The organism is Labrys neptuniae (genome assembly GCF_040797145.1).
GTDB classification, from domain to species: Bacteria; Pseudomonadota; Alphaproteobacteria; order Rhizobiales; family Labraceae; genus Labrys; species Labrys neptuniae.
The window spans coordinates 1,219,190-1,237,056 of sequence record NZ_JBFNQD010000001.1; the positions used below are offsets into that span (position 1 = coordinate 1,219,190).

Below are 17,867 nucleotides of genomic sequence, written 5' to 3' on the forward strand. Positions count from 1 at the left end.
TGCGGCTAGATCTGAAGCCCTCCTCCCAACAACCGATCAGCCGCCGCCCTCGCCTCGTCGGTCACATGCGCGCCGGCGAGCATGCGGGCGATTTCCTCACGCCGCTTTTCGGTGTCGAGAGGAGAAACGCGGGTGGCGACCCTGTCCTTGCCCTCGGCCTGCTTGGCGATGAGGAAATGGGTGGCTGCCCGGGCGGCCACCTGCGGGGCATGGGTGACGTTGATGACCTGCACCTTGCCCGCCAGCCGCGCCAGACGCTGGCCGATGGCATCGGCGACGGCGCCGCCCACGCCGGAATCGATCTCGTCGAACACCAGGGTCGGCGCCGAACCGCGATCGGCCAGCGCGACCTTGAGGGCCAGCATGAAACGCGAAAGCTCGCCGCCGGACGCCACCTTCATCATCGGCCCGGGCCGGGTGCCGGGATTGGTCTGGACCCAGAACTCGACCCTGTCGAACCCGTCGGGCGAGGCCAGGGTCTTGTCGCTTTCGACCGAAGTGGTGAACTTCGCCCTGTCGAGCTTGAGCGGCGGCAATTCGCCGTTGACGGCAGCATCGAGCTGGCCGGCGGTGGCTTTGCGTTTGTCGGAGAGCACCGCAGCCGAGGCCTCATAGGCGAGACGAGCGGCACGGTCTGCCTGCTCCAGGGCCTGGAGCTGCCCTTCCCCCTCGTCCAGGGCGGCCAGGTCGGCCGTATAACGCTCGGCCAGGGCCGGCAGGTCTTCCACGGAGACATCATATTTGCGGCTTGCCGCGCGCAGGGCGAACAGGCGCTCTTCCAGGCGCTCCAGTTCCGCCGGGTCGAAATCGGCCTCGTCCAATGCCGTCTGCAACGCGATGCGGGCCTCTTCCAGGGCGTTGAGCGCCTGGTCCAGCGAGGCGATGGCCGGTTCGACCAGGCGTGGCGCCTGGGCGCCCCGCCGCTCGAGGCGCCGGATGATGGCCGCCAGCGACGGCGTGGGAGAGCCGTTGCCGCCGACCCCCTCATAGGCCTCCTTGAGATCGACGGCGATCTTCTCGGCCTGCATCATATGGGTGCGTCGCTCGGCCAGGGCTTCTTCCTCTCCGAGCTGGACATCGAGCTTGCCGAGTTCATCGACGGAATGGCGCAGCCAGTCGCCCTCCGCCCGGGCTTTTTCCAGCCGGGCCCGGTGCTGTGCCAGCGACTGCGTGGCCTTGCGCCAGGCCGCATGCTTGCCGGACACTTCCGCCGCCAGATCCTCCAGCCCCCCGAAGGCATCGAGGAGCGCGCGGTGGGAAGCAGGATCGGTCAGGGCCCGGTCGTCATGCTGGCCGTGGATCTCGACCAGGGCCGCCCCCGTGGCGCGCAGCACCTGCACGCTGACGGGCTGGTCGTTGATGAAGGCACGCGTGCGGCCGTCCGCCATCTGTACACGGCGCAGGATCAGGTCGCCGTCGTCGGAAATGTCGTTGGCCTTCAGCACGGCTCGGGCAGCATGATCGGCCGAAACGTCGAAGACGGCACTGACCTGCCCCTGGCCCGTACCATGACGTACCAGGGAGCCGTCCCCACGTCCGCCCAACGCAAGGGCAAAGGCGTCGAGCAGGATCGACTTGCCGGCGCCGGTCTCGCCGGTCAGCACGGACAGGCCCGCGACGAATTCGAGGTCGAGCCGATCGATCAGAACGATATCGCGAATGGCGAGTTGAACGAGCATGACAGATCTATACCGGGCTTACGCCTGCGCCGCATGACAAAACATGAGGCTGCTCACAAGCAAAGGGCCGATCTTGCGACCGGCCCTTTGCAAATTCGACAGTCGCTACCAGCGCCTTAGAGCGTGATCGCGTTGCGGAACGTCCGGCTCAGCCAGGAATCGGTATCCTCGCGCGGCTCCAGGCCGTGCGATTTCACCAGCGTATACGCATCCTTGTACCACTGGCTGTTGGGGTAGTTGTGGCCCAGGATGGCAGCGGCGGTCTGCGCCTCGCTGGAAAGGCCGAGCGCCATGTAGCATTCCGTCAGGCGGCTCAGCGCCTCTTCGATCTGCCGGGTCTGGGCATAGTCCTTCACCACGGTCTTGTAGCGGTTGACCGCAGCGGAATAGTTCTGCTGCTTCTGGTAGAAGCGGCCGATCTCCATTTCCTTGCCGGCGAGCTGGTCGCGCACGACCTGGATCTTGAACTTGGAGTCGCTGACATATTCCGACTTGGGATAGTCGGTGACGACCTTCTGGAAACCGGCAAGCGCCTGGCTGGCCCGGTCCTGGTCGCGCGTGATGTCGGGGATCTGCTTATACTGGGAGTTGGCCCAGATATAAGTCATGTAGGCCGCGTCCTTGTCGTTCGGCCACAGGGTCACGTAACGGCGCGACGAGGTAATGGCATCGTCGTAATTGCCGGACGTGTAATTCGAATAAGCCATCATCAGAATGGCTTTCTTCTGCCATTCCGTCTGCGGATATTGCTTGTCGAGCGATTCGAAACGCTTGGAGGCCTTGGAATAGTCGCCGCCCTTCATGGCGACGAGGCCCTGGTTGTAGAGAAGATCCGGCGGGTCGGTCGCCTGGGTCTTGTAGCCCGGATCGTCATCCCAAAAACCGCAGGCAGCCAGCGGCGTCGCCATCAGCGCAATGGCGACGGCACGAACCGCGAGCCGCGTCGCGACGGTGCGGGAAGACGAGAGGGAACGCAGCGGCATCACTCAGACCTCTACTTCGACTAGTACCAGCATTGTCGCGCGTTTCCGGCGGATGAACCCATCCATCAGCTTCGCACCACAACGTTAAGACTTCGTGGTTCGACATTCACAGCCAGCACCAGCCCGTCCAGACGGATAGGCCGTTATACCGGCGGCAATGCAGGGGCCCTTGTAGCCGATTGTCCGGCCAAGCGCCACCGCCTCTGCAAAATTGTACAATGCTTTGCGGCGGCGCTGTCAAGCGAGGCAAAAGCCTTCGCACTCAATTGGTATCGGGCGCGAAGGCCGCTGCGGCCAGGCCGCTGGAAAGCTCGGCATGGCCGCTCTCGCGACGTACCGGTGCATCGACCATGGTCCAGGCGCTGTCATCGGCGAACAGGGCCTGAAGCATCATGTAGTTGACGCGATGTCCGCCGCAATAGGAGCGGAACTGGCCGATCAGCGGAGCACCGGCAAGAGCCAGGTCGCCCACCGCATCGAGCATCTTGTGACGCACGAATTCATCGGCATAGCGAAGACCTTCCGGATTGAGGATGCGATCCTCGCTCAGGGCCACCGAGTTCTCCAGGGAGGAGCCGAGCGCAAGGCCCCTCTCCCACAGCTGTTCGACATCCTTGACGAAGCCGAAGGTACGGGCCCGCGACAGTTCACGACGGAAATTGTCGGGTGTCAGGTCGAGCGCGCGGCGCTGGCGGCCGATCAGGGGCGTCTCGAAATCGATCTCGACGTCGAGGCGGAAGCCTGCATTGCCGGACTTGTCCCAGGGCGTCAGCTCAGCCCAGGCGCGGCCCATTTCGACGCGAACCGGCTTGAGCACCTTGATCTGCCGGCGGCGCGCCCGCAGCGTGGCGATGCCAACCTGATCGATCGCCTCGATGAAGGGCGCGGACGAACCGTCCATCACCGGGATTTCGGCGCTGTCGACTTCAACCGTGACATTGTCGATGCCCAGGCCGCGCAGCGCCGCCATCAGATGCTCGATGGTGGCAACCGAAGCCCGCGTGGCATCACCGACGACCGTGCACAGGCGCGTATCGACGACGTTGTGATAATGGGCGAGGATCTCCCGCTCGCGCCCGTTCTCCAGATGCGTGCGCAGGAAAACGATGCCGCTGTCGGCCTCGCTGGGATGCAGTGTGATGGAGACAGGCTTGCCAGAATGGACCCCGATCCCTTCGAGGGATACACGGTCATTCAAAGTCGTCTGGAAACCAGATTTCATGTGCGTATTCCACAAGCCGTCCGCCAGGGTGGCGGTACCCAACCGAAACTAGACCGGCCTGCTTTCTGTTTGACCCTTTGGTCCTTTCATTCCCTGCCACGGGGGCATGGACTCGGACCTTTCTTCGAAAATACGTAAAGCAAAAACCAAAGCTTTAGCCAAATCACGCTTTCTTACGGTCTGTAACACAAGCTCGCCAAGTTCCGGCTTGTGAGCCTAGTTTTAAAATCCTTAATCATTTCAAAAAATTACGGCCCGGGCGATGGACCCGGGCCGTCATTGATCCGCACTATGGTTACGATTTCGTCACGAAGGCGAAATCGGCCTCAATTCGAATGGCGGCGCAGGAAGGCCGGAATCTCGAGCTGATCGTCCTCGATCGAGCGGGACTGCTGCGGGGCCGGACGCGGCGCCGGCGGACGACGCTGGGCTTCGGGCGGACGCTGCGGAGCCGGGCGCGGCTCGGGCTGGCGCGCCACGGGCGCCGGCTCATGTTCGACTTCATCCGTCTCGGGACGGCCGAGGCCGACGGCAGCCAGGCGTTGAAGCAGCGTCATGCGCTTCTTGTCGCCAGCCTGGGGGGCTTCCGGACCACGCTGGGCGGCAATCTGGGCCTGCGCCGGCATCGGCAGATCCTCGATGCGCGGCATGCGCGGCGGGCGAACGACGGCCCGCTCCGGCGCCGGCGGCACGAAATGCTCGGGCTCGGGATGATGCTCGGGCGCACGCGGGGCTTCTTCGACCACCGGCTCGCGGAACAGGGTCGGCTTGGGCGCCAGCGGGCGCAGCGTCACGTCATTGGCAGCAGCCACCGGCTCCACCGGAGCGGCCGGTACCGGCTGGGCGATTTCCTGCTGGATCGGGGCGGGCTCGACCGCCACCGGGGCCGGAGCCGCCGGCGCGACATTGCGTGGCGCGGCAACGCGGGCAGCCTGAGCGGCCTGGGCTGCAGCCTGGTCACGCACGCGCTGGGTCATTTCCGCCAGGCGAATGTCGTCCTTGGAGGGCGAAGCCTGAGGCAGGATGGCCGAGTCGATGCCGGTGGCGACCACCGACACCCGCATCGTGCCTTCCAGCGACGGATCCTGGGTCGCTCCCAGAATGATGTTGGCTTCCGGATCGACCTCTTCACGAATGCGGGTCGCCGCCTCGTCGAGCTCGTAGAGCATCATGTCGGGGCCGCCGGTGATCGAGATCAGCAGGCCGCGGGCACCCTTCATCGAGACGTCGTCGAGCAACGGGTTGGCGATCGCCGCCTCGGCGGCCAGGATCGCGCGGCGCTCACCCGACGCTTCGCCGGTGCCCATCATCGCCTTGCCCATCTCGCGCATCACGGCGCGCACGTCGGCAAAGTCGAGATTGATCAGGCCGGGCTTGACCATGAGGTCGGTGATCGAAGCGACACCCGAATAGAGCACCTGGTCGGCCATGGCGAAGGCGTCGGCGAAGGTGGTCTTGTCGTTGGCGACCCGGAACAGGTTCTGGTTCGGAATGACGATGAGGGTATCGACGCTCTTCTGGAGCTCTGCGATGCCGGACTCGGCCAGGCGCATGCGGCGCAGGCCCTCGAAATGGAAGGGCTTGGTGACGACGCCGACGGTGAGGATACCGACCTCACGAGCGACGCGGGCGATGACCGGCGCAGCGCCAGTACCCGTGCCGCCGCCCATGCCGGCGGTGACGAAAACCATGTGGACGCCGTTGAGATGATCGCGGATCTCGTCGATCACTTCCTCTGCGGCGGCGCGACCGACCTCAGGCTGCGAACCCGCGCCGAGACCCTCGGTAACCTGGATGCCCATCTGCACGATGCGATCGGCCTTCGAAAGGGTCAGCGCCTGCGCGTCCGTGTTGGCGACGACGAAGTCGACGCCTTCCAGTCCGGCCTCGATCATGTTGTTGACGGCGTTGCCGCCAGCCCCACCAACGCCGAACACGGTGATACGCGGCTTCAACTCCCGGATATCCGGCATTTTGAGGTTGATCGTCATGGTTCGCCTCTTTTGCAAGACGCGTCGCCGCGCCCCTTAATTGACCTTCATCAAGGCCTTACGACCCCTTCCTGCCCTTTGAATCAGAAAGTTACTGATTTGCGAAGCAGGCATTTGTGTAATCCGGTTAAATTTGACCGGAAAAATTAGTCAAAATGGCCTTGAAAAACCGGCCATTCTTCATGTCTCAACGTTACCTTTGCGATTCGAAACTCGATTTCCCTTTTGCAAATCGAAGTTTAGAAACTGTGTTTCAACCAACGCCCGACCCGACCGAAATAACCGTCTGTTCCGGTAGCCTGCGCACGCGTCCGAACCTGCGGTTCGAAATGCTCGACTCCGGCGATTTGCGGATAGACCAGCAGGCCAGCTGCCGTAGCGAAAGGTGGCCCCTTGGCGGCTTCGGGCATGCCAGCGATGCCGAGCGGACGCCCGATGCGGACCTGCCGATCCAAAATCTTGCGCGCCAGTTCCACCGTGCCCGTCAACTGGCATGCGCCCCCGGTCAGTACGACACGGCGGCCCGCCTCGGCCCAGGCACCGGACCCGCGCAGGCGGTCGCGCACCATTTCGAGGATCTCCTCGATGCGCGGGCGGATGATGCGCACCAGCCGCGAACGCGGCACGTGATGGATGCCGTCGCCCTGCTCGTCCCCGACGGGCGGCACGGCGATCGTCTCGCGATCATCCGAGGGGCTGGCGATGGTGGCGCCATAGAGAACCTTCAGGCGCTCGGCTTCCGACAGCTTGGTCGACAGGCCGCGCGCCACGTCGGTCGTGACATGCGCCCCGCCCACCGGCAGGCTGTCGGCATGCACGAAGGCACGATTGGCGAAGACGGCGACAGAGGTGGTGCCAGCGCCCATGTCGATCAGGGTCACGCCCATCTCGGTCTCGTCGTCGACGAGCGCCGACAGGCCGGCGGCGTAGGGCGTAGCGACCATCGCCTCGACATGGAGATGGCAGCGCTCGATGGCGAGCATCAAATTCTTGGCCGGCGTCGACTCCGCCGTCACCACATGCATGTCGACACCGAGCTGGCGGCCCAGCATGCCTCGGGGATCGGAGATGCCGCCGACGCCGTCGAGCATGTGGCCGATCGGCAGCGAATGCAGCACGGCGCGTCCGTCACGCACCGAATGGCTGGCGCCGGCATCGAGAACGCGATGAATGTCGAGATCGCAGACCTGATGGCCGCCGACTTCCACCGTGGCCGAATAGTGCTCGCTCGCCACCCGCCCGCAGGAAATGTTGACGATCACCGAGTCCACCCGCACGCCGGCCATGCGCTCGGCGGCATCGACCGCATGGCGGATCGCCTGTTCGGCGGCCTCCATGTCGACGACGGCGCCGGACTTCAGCCCGCGCGAACGCTGATGGCCGATACCCAGGATCTGGGCCTGGTGACTGCGACCCGGCAGGAGATCGGCCCCTTCGAGCGGACGCAGCCGCGCGATCAGGCAGACGATCTTGTTGGTGCCGACGTCGAGCACCGACATCACCGTGGTGCGACGCGGCGCCAACGGCTTGAGCTTGGGGGTCAGGCCATTCTCGAAGGGGCTCATGCCTTGCCCCCCTTTGCCTTCTTCTTGGACAGCGCGTCGGCCCGGGCAGCCGCGGCCTGCTCACTCAAACGAAAGGTAGCGCGATCGGGCATACGCATGTCGACTGCCAGAATATCCTTTTCCAAAACCTTGCCCTTCCGCTCGAGGCCGGCCAGGCTCTTCAAGGCCTGGTCCGGATTGTCCTCGGGGAGGCGAACGACCACGCCATTGTCGAGCGTGAGATTCCAGCGGCGCTGGGAAACGAGCGTTGCCCCTCTGACCCGGCCGGTCAGTTCGGGCGTGGCGGCAACCGCCGCAACGATTTCGCTGGCCCGCTTGTCGGCCCCCTCGCCCACCACCAGCGGCAGAGCGGCAAAACGGGCCTCGACATGATCCTCGATCACGACGCCGTCTTCGGCGATCACGCTGACCGAGCCGTCACGCTGCCACAGGGCGTAGGGCGCGCGCTCCTCGATGGTGACCGAGAGCGTGGAGGGAAACAGCTTACGGACCTGTGCCGATTTCACCAGCGGCAGCTTCTCGAGCCCTTCGCGCGCCGCCTCGGCATCGAGAAACAGCAGCGACGAGGTGTTGGTGACCCCGGCAGCGGCGAAGATCTTCTGATCCGTCAGCTCGCGCTGGCCGGTGACGGCGACGGTCTCGACCCGGAAACCGAACAGATTGGCCGCCATGTCGAGCGGCGCGCCATACTGAACCTTCATCTGCGGCCAGACCGGTCCGGTCTGGGCACCATAGACGATGGTTCCCACCAGAAAGGCGGCCGACAGCATGAGGCCCAGTCCCCGCGGGGGCTTTGCCAGCAGACGCTGCAGCCGCGACGAGCGCTGATCCACGAACGTCCTGGTCGTGAATCCGGCTTGGCGCAGGGAGGACAGATTGAACAAACGCAGCATATGCTCGAAGCCAACGCTCTTGAGGAACCGCCGGTTGGGACGGTCTTTTGAAGGGCGATCTCAGGAGCTGACCACCCCCCTCAAGCGGGAAATGCTTCATGCCCCATTAAGGTTAGCTTTCGGACAAATCAGTAAACAATCGGTTAGCAGCGCTTCAGCTTTGCCGCTTTAGGCCCTGGCGCGGCTCAGAAATCGACACCACTTCCGGCTCGACATGCCGCAAGGTCACTCTGCACCCGGCAAACCGGGATTGTCGGCAGGGCCCATGACCGGATCACGCCGGGAATTTCCACGGACGTTCGTGTCTCGCGAGCTGCTCCCAGGCATGCCCGAGGCTCGATCGAGAGAAACGTGGTCGGGGTCAGGCCGCCCGTCCCACACGCTTGATTTCCCATTCGAGCTCGATGCCCGCATGGTTCCGTACGCGCTCGCGAACGGTCTCGCCCAGCGCTTCGATGTCGGCCGAGGAGGCCGTGCCAAGATTGACCAGGAAATTGGTGTGCATCGGCGAGACCTGGGCGCCGCCGACGGTCAAGCCGCGGCAACCGGCCTCGTCGACCAGCTTCCAGGCCGAATGGCCGGGCGGGTTCTTGAAGGTCGAGCCGCCTGTGCGGGTATTGACCGGCTGGGAAGAGGAACGCGCCTCGGTGATCTTCTGCATCTCCGCCAGGATCACCTCGCGATCCCCCGGCTTGCCCCGGAATGTCGCCTGCGTGAATACGACGTCCGTCGGCACGGCACAGCGACGATAGCTGAAGCCCATGGCGGGTGCGTCATAGATCAAGATCGAGCCGTCGCGGCCGACCGCCCGCGCCGAGGCGAAGACATCCTTGGTCTCGCCACCATAGGCGCCGCCATTCATGCGCAGCGCCCCACCGATCGCGCCGGGAATGCCGCGCAGGAAGGACAGGCCCTGGATGCCCGCTTCCGCTGCCGCACGCGCCACCTTGACATCCGGGGCTCCCGCGCCGGCCGTGATGGCGAGGCCATCGACGGCGATAGCGCCGAAACCCTTGCCGAGGCGGATCACCACGCCCTCGACGCCGCCGTCACGGACCAGAAGATTGGAGCCGAGTCCTACCACCATCCAGGGTGTCTGTGCGGGCAGGCCGGCCATGAACTGCGCCAGATCCTCCTCGTCCACCGGCGTGAACAGCAGCTGCGCCGGACCGCCGGTGCGAAACCAGGAGAGCGGCGCCATCGGCGCATTGGCTTCCAGCGTACCGCGCAATCCCGGCATGAGTGGGCGAAGCGAGGGAATGAGGTCGGGAAAGGTCATGGGGTCCGAAAAGATCCAATGGCGGAATATCTCAATGTTGCCCACGAATGGGCAGCATTGAGATATTCTGCAAGTGTTTAAAATCCTGCAGGGTCTTCTTGATCGCCCCATAGCGGGATCAGGGATTTGGAATGCCGGCCTTATCGCCTACATTCGCTTAAAAAGCCCAGCGATTCTGCCAAGGCGTCTTGCGATTTGCGGAAGCGCAAAGACGTGTCGAACCAACGAGTTGGAGCGAACATTGCCGGATCGGTCCACCTCCCCGGAAGAACGCCTCCGCGCCATCGTCCGCACGGATGAGAACCTCATGGCCTTTCTCGTCGCCGCCCGCTCGCTGCGTCTGCCGCAATGGCGGCTGGCGGCGGGCTGCGTCTACCAGAGCGTGTGGAACAGCCTGACCGGGAAATCCACCGGCACCGGCATCAAGGATTATGATCTCATCTATTTCGACGCCACCGATGTGAGCTGGGAAGCCGAGGATGCCGTGATCCGGCGTGCTGCTCCCCTCTTCGACGGGCGCTGGCCGGTCGAGATCCGCAACCAGGCCCGGGTCCATCTGTGGTTCGAGCAGCGTTTCGGCCTGCCCTATCCGCAACTCCATTCGGCCGACGAGGCCTTCGGGCACTATGCCGCTATCGTGCATGCGGTCGGCATTCGGCTGGAAGAAGACGACACGATCGACATCGCCGCCCCCTTCGGCCTCGATGACGTCTTCGGCATGGTCATCCGCCCCAATCCGGGGCGCCCGGGTGACAAGGGCCTGGCCGCCAAGGCTGCACGCGCCCAGGCGATCTGGCCCGAACTGCGCCTGGTGGATTTGCAGCCATGACGGCAAGGCCGGGCTATGCGCAGGCCCTGCAGGCAACCAGGCTGCTCGAATTGTTGCAGGCCTACGATCCGCATGTCGCGGGCACGCCCCCTCTCGGCGTCGACCTGCCCGCCAGCGACATCGACATCCTCTGCCACGCCCCGGATACCCTCGCCTTCACTCGGACAGTCTGGGAGGCTCTTGCTGAAGCGCCGGCCTTCTCCATCCATCAATGGACCGCAGGTGGGCGCCCGGTGGTCGCCACCTTTACGGCGCGGGGCTGGTGCTTCGAGATCTTCGCCTCCATTCAACCGGTGGCCGAACAGGCAGGCTGGCGCCATTATTTGGCAGAGCGGCGCTTGCTCACGCTGGGAGGAGAGCCCTTCCGCAGCAGCGTCATGCATCATCGCCGGGCCGGCCTGAAGACCGAACCCGCCTTCGCCGCGGCCCTGCGCCTGAAAGGCGATCCCTATCAGGCCCTGATCGAGCTCGGGCAATGGGAGGACGGTCATCTCCAGGTGCTCCTCGCCGCCGCCGGCTACCCTGCTCCCATCGCGCAAAGGGAATGACCCTTCGGAACCACTAATGAGCCCCGGTCAACCTCACCCTGCGATATGCTTCAAGGCCTCGCGACGGCTGAGATTGCTGAGTTCGGGGTGCTCGTCGACGTAACGGGCAACCTCCGCGGGATCGATGCGTGCATAATGCCTGAGAGCCCAGCCGATCGCCTTGCGCAGGAAAAATTCCTTGGAGCCGATCAACGGTGCGATGCAGGCGTAGAGAAGATCGAGATCGGTCTGCCCCTTGGCGTCGAGCTGGCAGAGGATCGCGCTTCGGCGCTTCCACATATCGGCATCGACGGCCCAGGCGAGCATCGCCTGCCGCATCGTCGCGCCGTCACTGCGCAGGATCGGCAGGAGACGGTGCGCGGCGATCGCATCGACATAGTCCCACCAGGCGCCGGTGACGATCAGCTCCTCATACATCGGCAGGACGTCGAAGCGCTGGAACGCCCTGGCGGCCCGCAGGCCGGTCAGCTCGATGGCGGCATAGCGCTCTTCGCGAAAACCGGCGCCACGCCAGATGGCGAGAACCTCTGCCTGCCAGTGCCCTGCGGTCTCGAAGCGCAGATCTGCGAAGATGGTCTTGCAGATCTGCCTGAGCGGCACAGCGGAAACACCGAGATAGGGCATCGCCGATTTCATATAGGCTTGCATGCCCGGCGCACGCGAGGGATCGGCAGCGGCCGCCAGACGTGCGCGGATCGTCTCGGCCAGGCGCATGCCCATTCTCCCAGCACCGCATCGGCGCTGCATGAGGGAACGCCGGATCAGTGGAGTGTCAACCTCCCGGCTGACACCCCGCTTGCCGACGAGCGTTCCTTTTCAAGATGTCAGCCGGGAGGCTGACACTCCAACCCCTCTTGGTATGAAAACGCGACCGAAGTGCAAGACCCCACTTACGGTTTGCATCTCACCCGAGCGCCGCCAGTTCCCCCGGTAGTGCATAGGCCCATTGCGTGATGTTACCGGCACCGAGGCAGATCACGTAGTCACCGGGCTTGGCCGCCGAAGCGACCAGGCCGGCAAGCGAGCCGGGACCATCGAGCGCGACGACATGGCGGTGGCCGCGCGCCCGGATACCGGCGACGAGGCCTTCCTTGTCGGCTCCCGGGATCGGGGCCTCGCCGGCCGCATAGACATCGGCGACCACGACCATGTCGGCATCGTTGAAGCAGGCGGAGAATTCGTTGAACAGGCTCGCCAGGCGGCTATAGCGATGCGGCTGCACCACCGCGATCACCTGCCCGGTGGTCGAGGCCCGCGCCGCCTTGAGCACGGCGGAGATCTCCACGGGATGGTGGCCGTAATCGTCGAACACGGTAACGCCGTTCCACTCCCCGGTGCGCGTGAAGCGCCTGTTGACACCGCCGAAGCCTTCCAGGCCCTTGCGGATCGCTTCGGCGTCCATGCCGAGATTGTGGGCAACGGCGATCGCAGCGGTCGCGTTGAGGGCATTGTGGCCGCCCGGCATGGGCAGGCCGAGATCGGGAAGCTCGACCACCGCGCCGGTCTTGCGGTCGCGAATGACGACACGAAAGCGCGAACGGCCTCCCGAGAGGTCGAGATCGAGAAGGCGCACATCGGACTGCGGGTTCTCGCCATAGGTGACGACGCGGCGGTCCTCGATGGTGCCGACCAGCTCCTGCACCACGGGATGATCGAGGCACATCACGGCAAAGCCGTAGAAGGGAATGTTCTCGACGAACGTCCGGAAGGCATCCTTGATGGCATCGAAGGTCTTGAAATGATCGAGATGCTCGGGATCGATATTGGTGACGATGGCGACGTCGGTCGGCAGCTTGAGGAAGGTGCCGTCGCTCTCGTCGGCCTCCACCACCATCCAGTCGCTCGAACCGAGCCGTGCATTGGTGCCATAGGCGTTGATGATGCCGCCATTGATCACGGTGGGATCGAAACCCCCGGCATCGAGCAGCGTCGCCACCAGCGAAGTCGTGGTGGTCTTGCCATGCGTGCCGGCAATGGAGACGCAGGTCTTCAATCGCATCAGCTCGGCCAGCATCTCGGCGCGGCGCACCACCGGCAAGCGCATCTCACGAGCAGCGACGAGCTCCGGGTTGTCGCGCTTGATCGCGGTGGAGACCACCACCACCTCGGCATCGCCGATATTCTCGGCGGCATGGCCGATGAAGGTCTTCACGCCCTTATCCTTCAGGCGCTTGACGTTGTAATTGTCGGCAGCGTCCGAGCCCTGCACCGTGTAGCCCAGATTGACCAGCACTTCGGCAATGCCGGACATGCCGATACCGCCGATGCCGACAAAGTGGATGGGGCCAATTTCACGGGGCAGCTTCATGAGGTCTCTCGAAAAGATGGGATTTCGGTTCGTATAGGGGCGACAGGGCCGGGAGGCAAATTTGGAGAAAATTCGGAGCGCGGACTTCCAGTCCGCCTCTTGGAGACGCCGCGCTTGCGAGACTGCAAAGAGCGGACAGGATGTCCGTGCTCCGAGGACCCGCCCCCGTCACATCGCCGCCAGCTTCACCACCCAGTCGGCGAGGCGATCGGCAGCGTCGGGAATGCCGGCGTTCCGGGCATTGGCGGCCATGGCCTGCAGCCCCACCGGATCGGCGAGCAGCGCGGTAAGATCGGCTGCCAGCGTTTCCGCGGTGAAGTCCGGCTGCATCACCATCCGGGCGCCATCGACATTGGCGAGCGTACGGGCGTTGGCAGCCTGGTCCTGGTCGAGCGCTCCCGGCAGCGGCACGAGGATCGATGGGCGGCCGATGACCGAAAGCTCGGCCACGGTCGAGGCACCGGAGCGGCTGATCACCAGATGGGCCCCCGCGATACGGGCGGGCAAGTCTCGGAAGAAATCCTGCACGTCCGCAGCAACGCCGAGGCCGGCATAGGTCTCACGCACGGCGGTAAGGTCCTCCTGGCGCGCCTGCTGCACGATCCTGAGCCGGCGGCGCAATGGTTCGTCCAGCCGCGCGATCGCCGACGGCACGATCGCCGACATCACGGCGGCGCCCTGGCTGCCGCCGAAGACCAATAGGTTGATGGGCCCGTCCAGGTCCGGATACGGCGTTTTGACCGCTTCCATCACGGCCGGCCTGACCGGGTTGCCGGTGTGGACGAGCTTCGACTTCGGCACATTGTCCATCATCGCCACATCGGCAAAGCCGGTGGCGATGCGGGTTACCTTGGGCGCCAGCATGCGGTTGGCCCGGCCCATCACCGCATTGGCCTCATGGATCATGGTGGGGATCCTGCGCCAAGCCGCAGCCGTCAGCGGCGGCAGGGTCGGATACCCGCCGAAACCCACCACCACGGCGGGGGCCAGACGCCCCAGCATGCGCCAGGCCGAAAACGTCCCCGTGCCGAGCTGCCAGAGCGTATTGGCCATGGCGAGCGGCGAGCGGGAACGCACGGTCTCGGATGGGATGACGTGGATGTCCTCCCAGGCAAAGGTGCCGGTATAGCGCTCCACCCGTTCGTCGGTGGCAAGATGCGGACGAAAGCCGAGCGGCATGAGCGCTCCCGCCAGCGCTTCGGCCGGGAACAGGTGGCCGCCGGTACCGCCGGCACAGAGCAAGATGATCTTGCCGCTCACGACGACAATCCGATACCAGCTGCGCCCTGGGCCCTGCGGTCGCGGAAGCTGAAGGCGCTTTCGAGCATGTCGGTACGTGGGCGGCGGCGGGTGAGCGCCAGCACCATGCCCATGCCATAGGCCACCGAGATCAGCGAGGAGCCGCCATAGGAGATGAAGGGCAGCGTCATGCCCTTGGCGGGCATCATGTGGAGATTGACCATCAAATTGATCGAGGACTGCATTCCGAACAGGAGGGTGAGGCCGGCGGTGGCGAAGCGGCAGAAGGGATCTTCGACCTTGTAGGCGTGCCAGAAGCCACGCAGCACGATGAGGGCGAACATCGCCACCACCACCATGACGAAAAGAAGGCCGAATTCCTCGCCGGTCACCGCCATGATGAAATCGGTGTGGGAATCCGGCAGGATCAATTTGTAGGTGCCCTCGCCCGGCCCCTTGCCCAGCCAGCCCCCCGACAGGAAGGCGTCACGCGCCACGTCGACCTGGAAGGTATCGGTGCCCTCCGGCTTGAGGAAGCGGTCGATGCGGGAGGTGACGTGCGGAATGAACTGATAGGCCGCCACGATGCCGACGACGCCGACGCCGCCGAGCCCGACCATCCAGAACCAGTGCAGCCCGGCCATGAAGAACAGCGCACCCCAGACGATGGAGATCAGCATGGTCTGGCCAAAGTCGGGTTGCAGGATGAGCAGTCCCGCCGAGCAGGCCAGCAGCAGCATGGCGAGGATGTTGGCGGGAACGTCCGGCCGCTTGACGTTTTCGGAAAACAGCCAGGCCGCCAGCACGACGAAGGCGGGCTTGAGGAACTCGGAAGGCTGGATACCGGCGATCCAACGCCTGGAACCCTTCACCTCAGCGCCGAACAACAGCGTCGCCGCGACAAGCGCGATCGAGATCAGGAACATCACCAGGGCCAGCCGACGGATGGACTGCGGCGACAGGAAGGAAATCCCGATCATTACCATCAGCGCCACCGGGATCATCATCGCCTGGCGGTTGACGAAGTGGAACATGTCGGAGATGCCGATACGCTCGGCGACGGCGGGGCTCGCCGCCAGCAGGAGGACGATACCGGTCAGCATCAGGGCCAGGATCGTCATCAGCATCAGCCGATCGACGGTCCACCACCAGGCATTGAAGGCTGAACGTTCGGTACGCGAGGCCATGAACAGGGAGTCCGTCAGCTGAGGGAGGATCGCCCTAGCAGTGCTCCCGACAGGGTTTAGGAACGGTTAAATGCGAAGGCCTCGTCGCGTTTTTGCCGGCAATGCCCCTGGAAATGCCGATTGAACCGGCTCGCCTTCCGTTCGCAACGGCCGGCATCGGCTGCCGCCTCGCCCTGTTCTATCGTGATGATTGGCTCCTGGATTGCCGGCGGTCGAGTCCCGCCACCACGTCCTCGACGATCTCCTGCAACTCGGCACGGCTGCTGCCGTCCCGGGCCTGGATCGAGATCCCCTGCATCACGGCCGCTAAATGGCGAGCCAGCCCGGGGATCGTCTCGTTGTCGCCAAAAGGCTGCAGCGCCTGCACGATCCTCATGCGGATATCCTCGCGTCGCGCAGCAAGGTCACGGGCGAGCGCGGCATGGTCGGGATGGCAGGTAACCATCCCGCTCGAGATCATGCAGCCACGCTCGCGATCGGGATGGGTGACGGCCTCGATCGCCGCTTCCAGCAGCAGGCGCACCGCCTTTGGCCGATCGTCCGCCTGCGCGACAGCGGCGAAATCGAGCCGGCCGATGCTACCCTCGTAGCGGGCCAGCGCTTCCTGGTAGAGCCCGGCCTTGCTGCCGAAGGCGGCGTAAAGGCTGGGGGGCGCGATCCCGATCGCCTTGGTGAGATCGCCGACCGAGACGCCCTCATAGCCGTGGCGCCAGAACAGCCGCATGGCTGTCTCGACCGCCTGTTCCCGATCGAAGCTCCAGGGTCGTCCGCCACGCGATTTCGAACCGCGTTCCATATCGAACACTAAACAACATCTTGACAGGCATCGTCAAGCAAGTTGAATAGTGATTGATAAACAACATCGGAGATCGCTATGGATCCTTCAAGACGCCTTTTCCTGGGTGCCGCCGCCGCCCTCACCGCCCTCGCCGTCGAATCGGGACTTGCAGGTTCCGCGGCGGGCGCAATCGGTAAGAAACACTCCGATGTCGCGAACGGAGGTAAACCAGGCTCAGGGCGTGAAAGCTTCTTCACCCGTTCGGCCGATGGCACGCTGCTGGCCGGCGAGGCGCAGGGCGACCCGGCGGCCCCTGAGATCCTGTTCATCCACGGCCTGCGCCAGAGCCGGCTGAGCTGGGACAAGCAGTTTGTCGATCCGGCCCTGACCGGCTTTCGACTGGTGAGGTTCGACCTGCGCGGCCATGGCGATTCCGACAAGCCTGCCTCGCCCGACGCCTATTCCGACCCGGATCGCTGGGCGGACGACGTGGCCGCGGTGATCGCAGCCGCGAAGCTGCGCCGTCCCATCCTGGTGGGCTGGTCACTGGGCGGCCATGTCGCCGGCACTTATCTGCGCAAATATGGCGGCTCGCGCATCGCCGGGATCAACCTGGTCGATGCGGTCACCAAGCTGTCGCCCGACCTTCTGACCCCGCTCGCCGTGAGCTTCGCCAAGACGGCGGTCTCACACGACCTGGGCGAACGAACCGCTGCGACGGCCGATTTTCTCGCGGCCTGTTTTCACAAACCGCTCACCGATATCGAACTGCAGCGTATGCTGGTGGTCAACGGCATGACCGAACGCGCCGTGAACGAGGGGTTCGTCAAGACGGCCACGCCCGATCTCGAGCCGGTGTTCCAGGCCTATCCCGGCCCGGTCCTGCTGACGCATGGCGTCCACGACCGACTGGTACGCCTCACCATGTCCGAGCGCATCAAGGCCCTTCATGCCGATAGCCGGCTCTCGGTCTATGCCGACAGCGGCCACAGCCCCTTCTACGAAGAGCCCGCGCGGTTCGGACGGGAACTCGCTGCTTTCACAACTGCATCGACAAGAGGCTGATGCCCGCGTGGAGCCGGCGCGATCCTGCCCGGCTCCCGCATATGCCACAGCAAGACTGTCGTCCCGCCGTGGAAAGGCACGCTCAACCGTCTGATTTCAGCTTCCCGGCAACGGCCCAGGCGTCCTTCGGAACTTCGATGATGATGATCTCGACGGATTCCGGCGGGCAAACCAGGGTTTCGACGACGGCCTTCGTCGCCGCCTGCACGAAATCGCGCTTTTGTTCGAGCGTCCGTCCGGGGTGCATTTCCACTCGCAGCACAGGCATGGTCACTTCCTCATGAAAAGGTCCGTTAGTCGA

General features: G+C 64.6%; 16 protein-coding genes. 3 read left to right on the forward strand and 13 right to left on the reverse strand.

Translation table 11 applies throughout. The features are described 5' to 3' along the window. Positions 1-5: 5 nt before the first annotated feature. The 7 genes from recN to murB all read right to left on the reverse strand — a co-directional run bounded on the left by recN (position 6) and on the right by murB (position 9,612). Positions 6-1,679 (reverse strand): DNA repair protein RecN, encoded by a 1,674-nt coding sequence (recN, locus tag ABXS05_RS05825; protein WP_367623225.1) that lies wholly within the window; start codon positions 1,677-1,679, stop codon positions 6-8. 116 nt (positions 1,680-1,795) lie between these two features. Then, complete coding sequence (locus tag ABXS05_RS05830; RefSeq protein WP_311941667.1) at positions 1,796-2,662, reverse strand: outer membrane protein assembly factor BamD; 867 nt, start codon at positions 2,660-2,662, stop codon at positions 1,796-1,798. Positions 2,663-2,924: 262 nt separating this feature from the next. Continuing rightward, complete coding sequence (lpxC, locus tag ABXS05_RS05835; protein WP_311941670.1) at positions 2,925-3,884, reverse strand: UDP-3-O-acyl-N-acetylglucosamine deacetylase; 960 nt, start codon at positions 3,882-3,884, stop codon at positions 2,925-2,927. Positions 3,885-4,210: 326 nt separating this feature from the next. Continuing rightward, on the reverse strand, positions 4,211-5,875 hold the full coding sequence (gene ftsZ / locus ABXS05_RS05840) for a cell division protein FtsZ (RefSeq protein WP_367623226.1): 1,665 nt from the start codon (positions 5,873-5,875) through the stop codon (positions 4,211-4,213). 239 nt (positions 5,876-6,114) lie between these two features. After that, positions 6,115-7,440: a cell division protein FtsA gene (ftsA, locus tag ABXS05_RS05845; RefSeq protein WP_068282115.1), complete on the reverse strand. Its 1,326-nt coding sequence runs from the start codon at positions 7,438-7,440 to the stop codon at positions 6,115-6,117. Next, positions 7,437-8,333 carry a cell division protein FtsQ/DivIB gene (locus ABXS05_RS05850; RefSeq protein WP_367623227.1) on the reverse strand — a complete coding sequence of 299 codons (897 nt, stop codon included), beginning with the start codon at positions 8,331-8,333 and terminating at the stop codon, positions 7,437-7,439. Before ABXS05_RS05850 ends, ftsA begins: the two co-directional genes overlap by 4 nt. 361 nt (positions 8,334-8,694) lie before the next feature. After that, a complete protein-coding gene (gene murB / locus ABXS05_RS05855; protein ID WP_367623228.1) occupies positions 8,695-9,612 on the reverse strand; it encodes a UDP-N-acetylmuramate dehydrogenase in 918 nt (305 codons plus the stop codon). A gap of 307 nt (positions 9,613-9,919) precedes the next feature. Between murB and ABXS05_RS05860 the strand changes: the two genes are divergently transcribed. Both ABXS05_RS05860 and ABXS05_RS05865 read left to right on the forward strand, forming a co-directional pair. Further along, positions 9,920-10,441, forward strand: coding sequence for a nucleotidyltransferase family protein (locus ABXS05_RS05860; RefSeq protein WP_311941685.1), 522 nt, complete (start codon positions 9,920-9,922; stop codon positions 10,439-10,441). After that, complete coding sequence (locus tag ABXS05_RS05865; RefSeq protein WP_367623229.1) at positions 10,438-10,989, forward strand: DUF4269 domain-containing protein; 552 nt, start codon at positions 10,438-10,440, stop codon at positions 10,987-10,989. The genes ABXS05_RS05860 and ABXS05_RS05865 overlap by 4 nt, the downstream gene beginning before the upstream one ends. 33 nt (positions 10,990-11,022) lie before the next feature. On the opposite strand, the gene ABXS05_RS05870 is transcribed toward ABXS05_RS05865, so the two are convergent. The 5 genes from ABXS05_RS05870 to ABXS05_RS05890 all read right to left on the reverse strand — a co-directional run bounded on the left by ABXS05_RS05870 (position 11,023) and on the right by ABXS05_RS05890 (position 16,519). After that, positions 11,023-11,703, reverse strand: a complete 681-nt coding sequence (locus ABXS05_RS05870; RefSeq protein ID WP_367623230.1) for a DNA alkylation repair protein — start codon at positions 11,701-11,703, stop codon at positions 11,023-11,025. 190 nt (positions 11,704-11,893) lie between these two features. Beyond that, positions 11,894-13,297 (reverse strand): UDP-N-acetylmuramate--L-alanine ligase, encoded by a 1,404-nt coding sequence (gene murC, locus ABXS05_RS05875; protein ID WP_367623231.1) that lies wholly within the window; start codon positions 13,295-13,297, stop codon positions 11,894-11,896. A 168-nt stretch (positions 13,298-13,465) separates the two neighbouring features. After that, positions 13,466-14,557 carry an undecaprenyldiphospho-muramoylpentapeptide beta-N-acetylglucosaminyltransferase gene (murG, locus tag ABXS05_RS05880; RefSeq protein WP_367623232.1) on the reverse strand — a complete coding sequence of 364 codons (1,092 nt, stop codon included), beginning with the start codon at positions 14,555-14,557 and terminating at the stop codon, positions 13,466-13,468. Beyond that, entirely contained in the window at positions 14,554-15,723 is a 1,170-nt protein-coding gene (locus ABXS05_RS05885; protein WP_311941699.1) for an FtsW/RodA/SpoVE family cell cycle protein, read from the reverse strand. Before ABXS05_RS05885 ends, murG begins: the two co-directional genes overlap by 4 nt. A 178-nt stretch (positions 15,724-15,901) precedes the next feature. After that, positions 15,902-16,519, reverse strand: coding sequence for a TetR/AcrR family transcriptional regulator (locus ABXS05_RS05890; RefSeq protein ID WP_367623432.1), 618 nt, complete (start codon positions 16,517-16,519; stop codon positions 15,902-15,904). 78 nt (positions 16,520-16,597) lie between these two features. On the opposite strand from ABXS05_RS05890, the gene ABXS05_RS05895 reads away from it, so the two are divergent. Then, positions 16,598-17,566: an alpha/beta fold hydrolase gene (locus tag ABXS05_RS05895; RefSeq protein ID WP_367623233.1), complete on the forward strand. Its 969-nt coding sequence runs from the start codon at positions 16,598-16,600 to the stop codon at positions 17,564-17,566. 82 nt (positions 17,567-17,648) lie between these two features. On the opposite strand, the gene ABXS05_RS05900 is transcribed toward ABXS05_RS05895, so the two are convergent. Continuing rightward, positions 17,649-17,834, reverse strand: coding sequence for a 4-oxalocrotonate tautomerase (locus ABXS05_RS05900; protein WP_311942024.1), 186 nt, complete (start codon positions 17,832-17,834; stop codon positions 17,649-17,651). Positions 17,835-17,867: the final 33 nt, after the last annotated feature.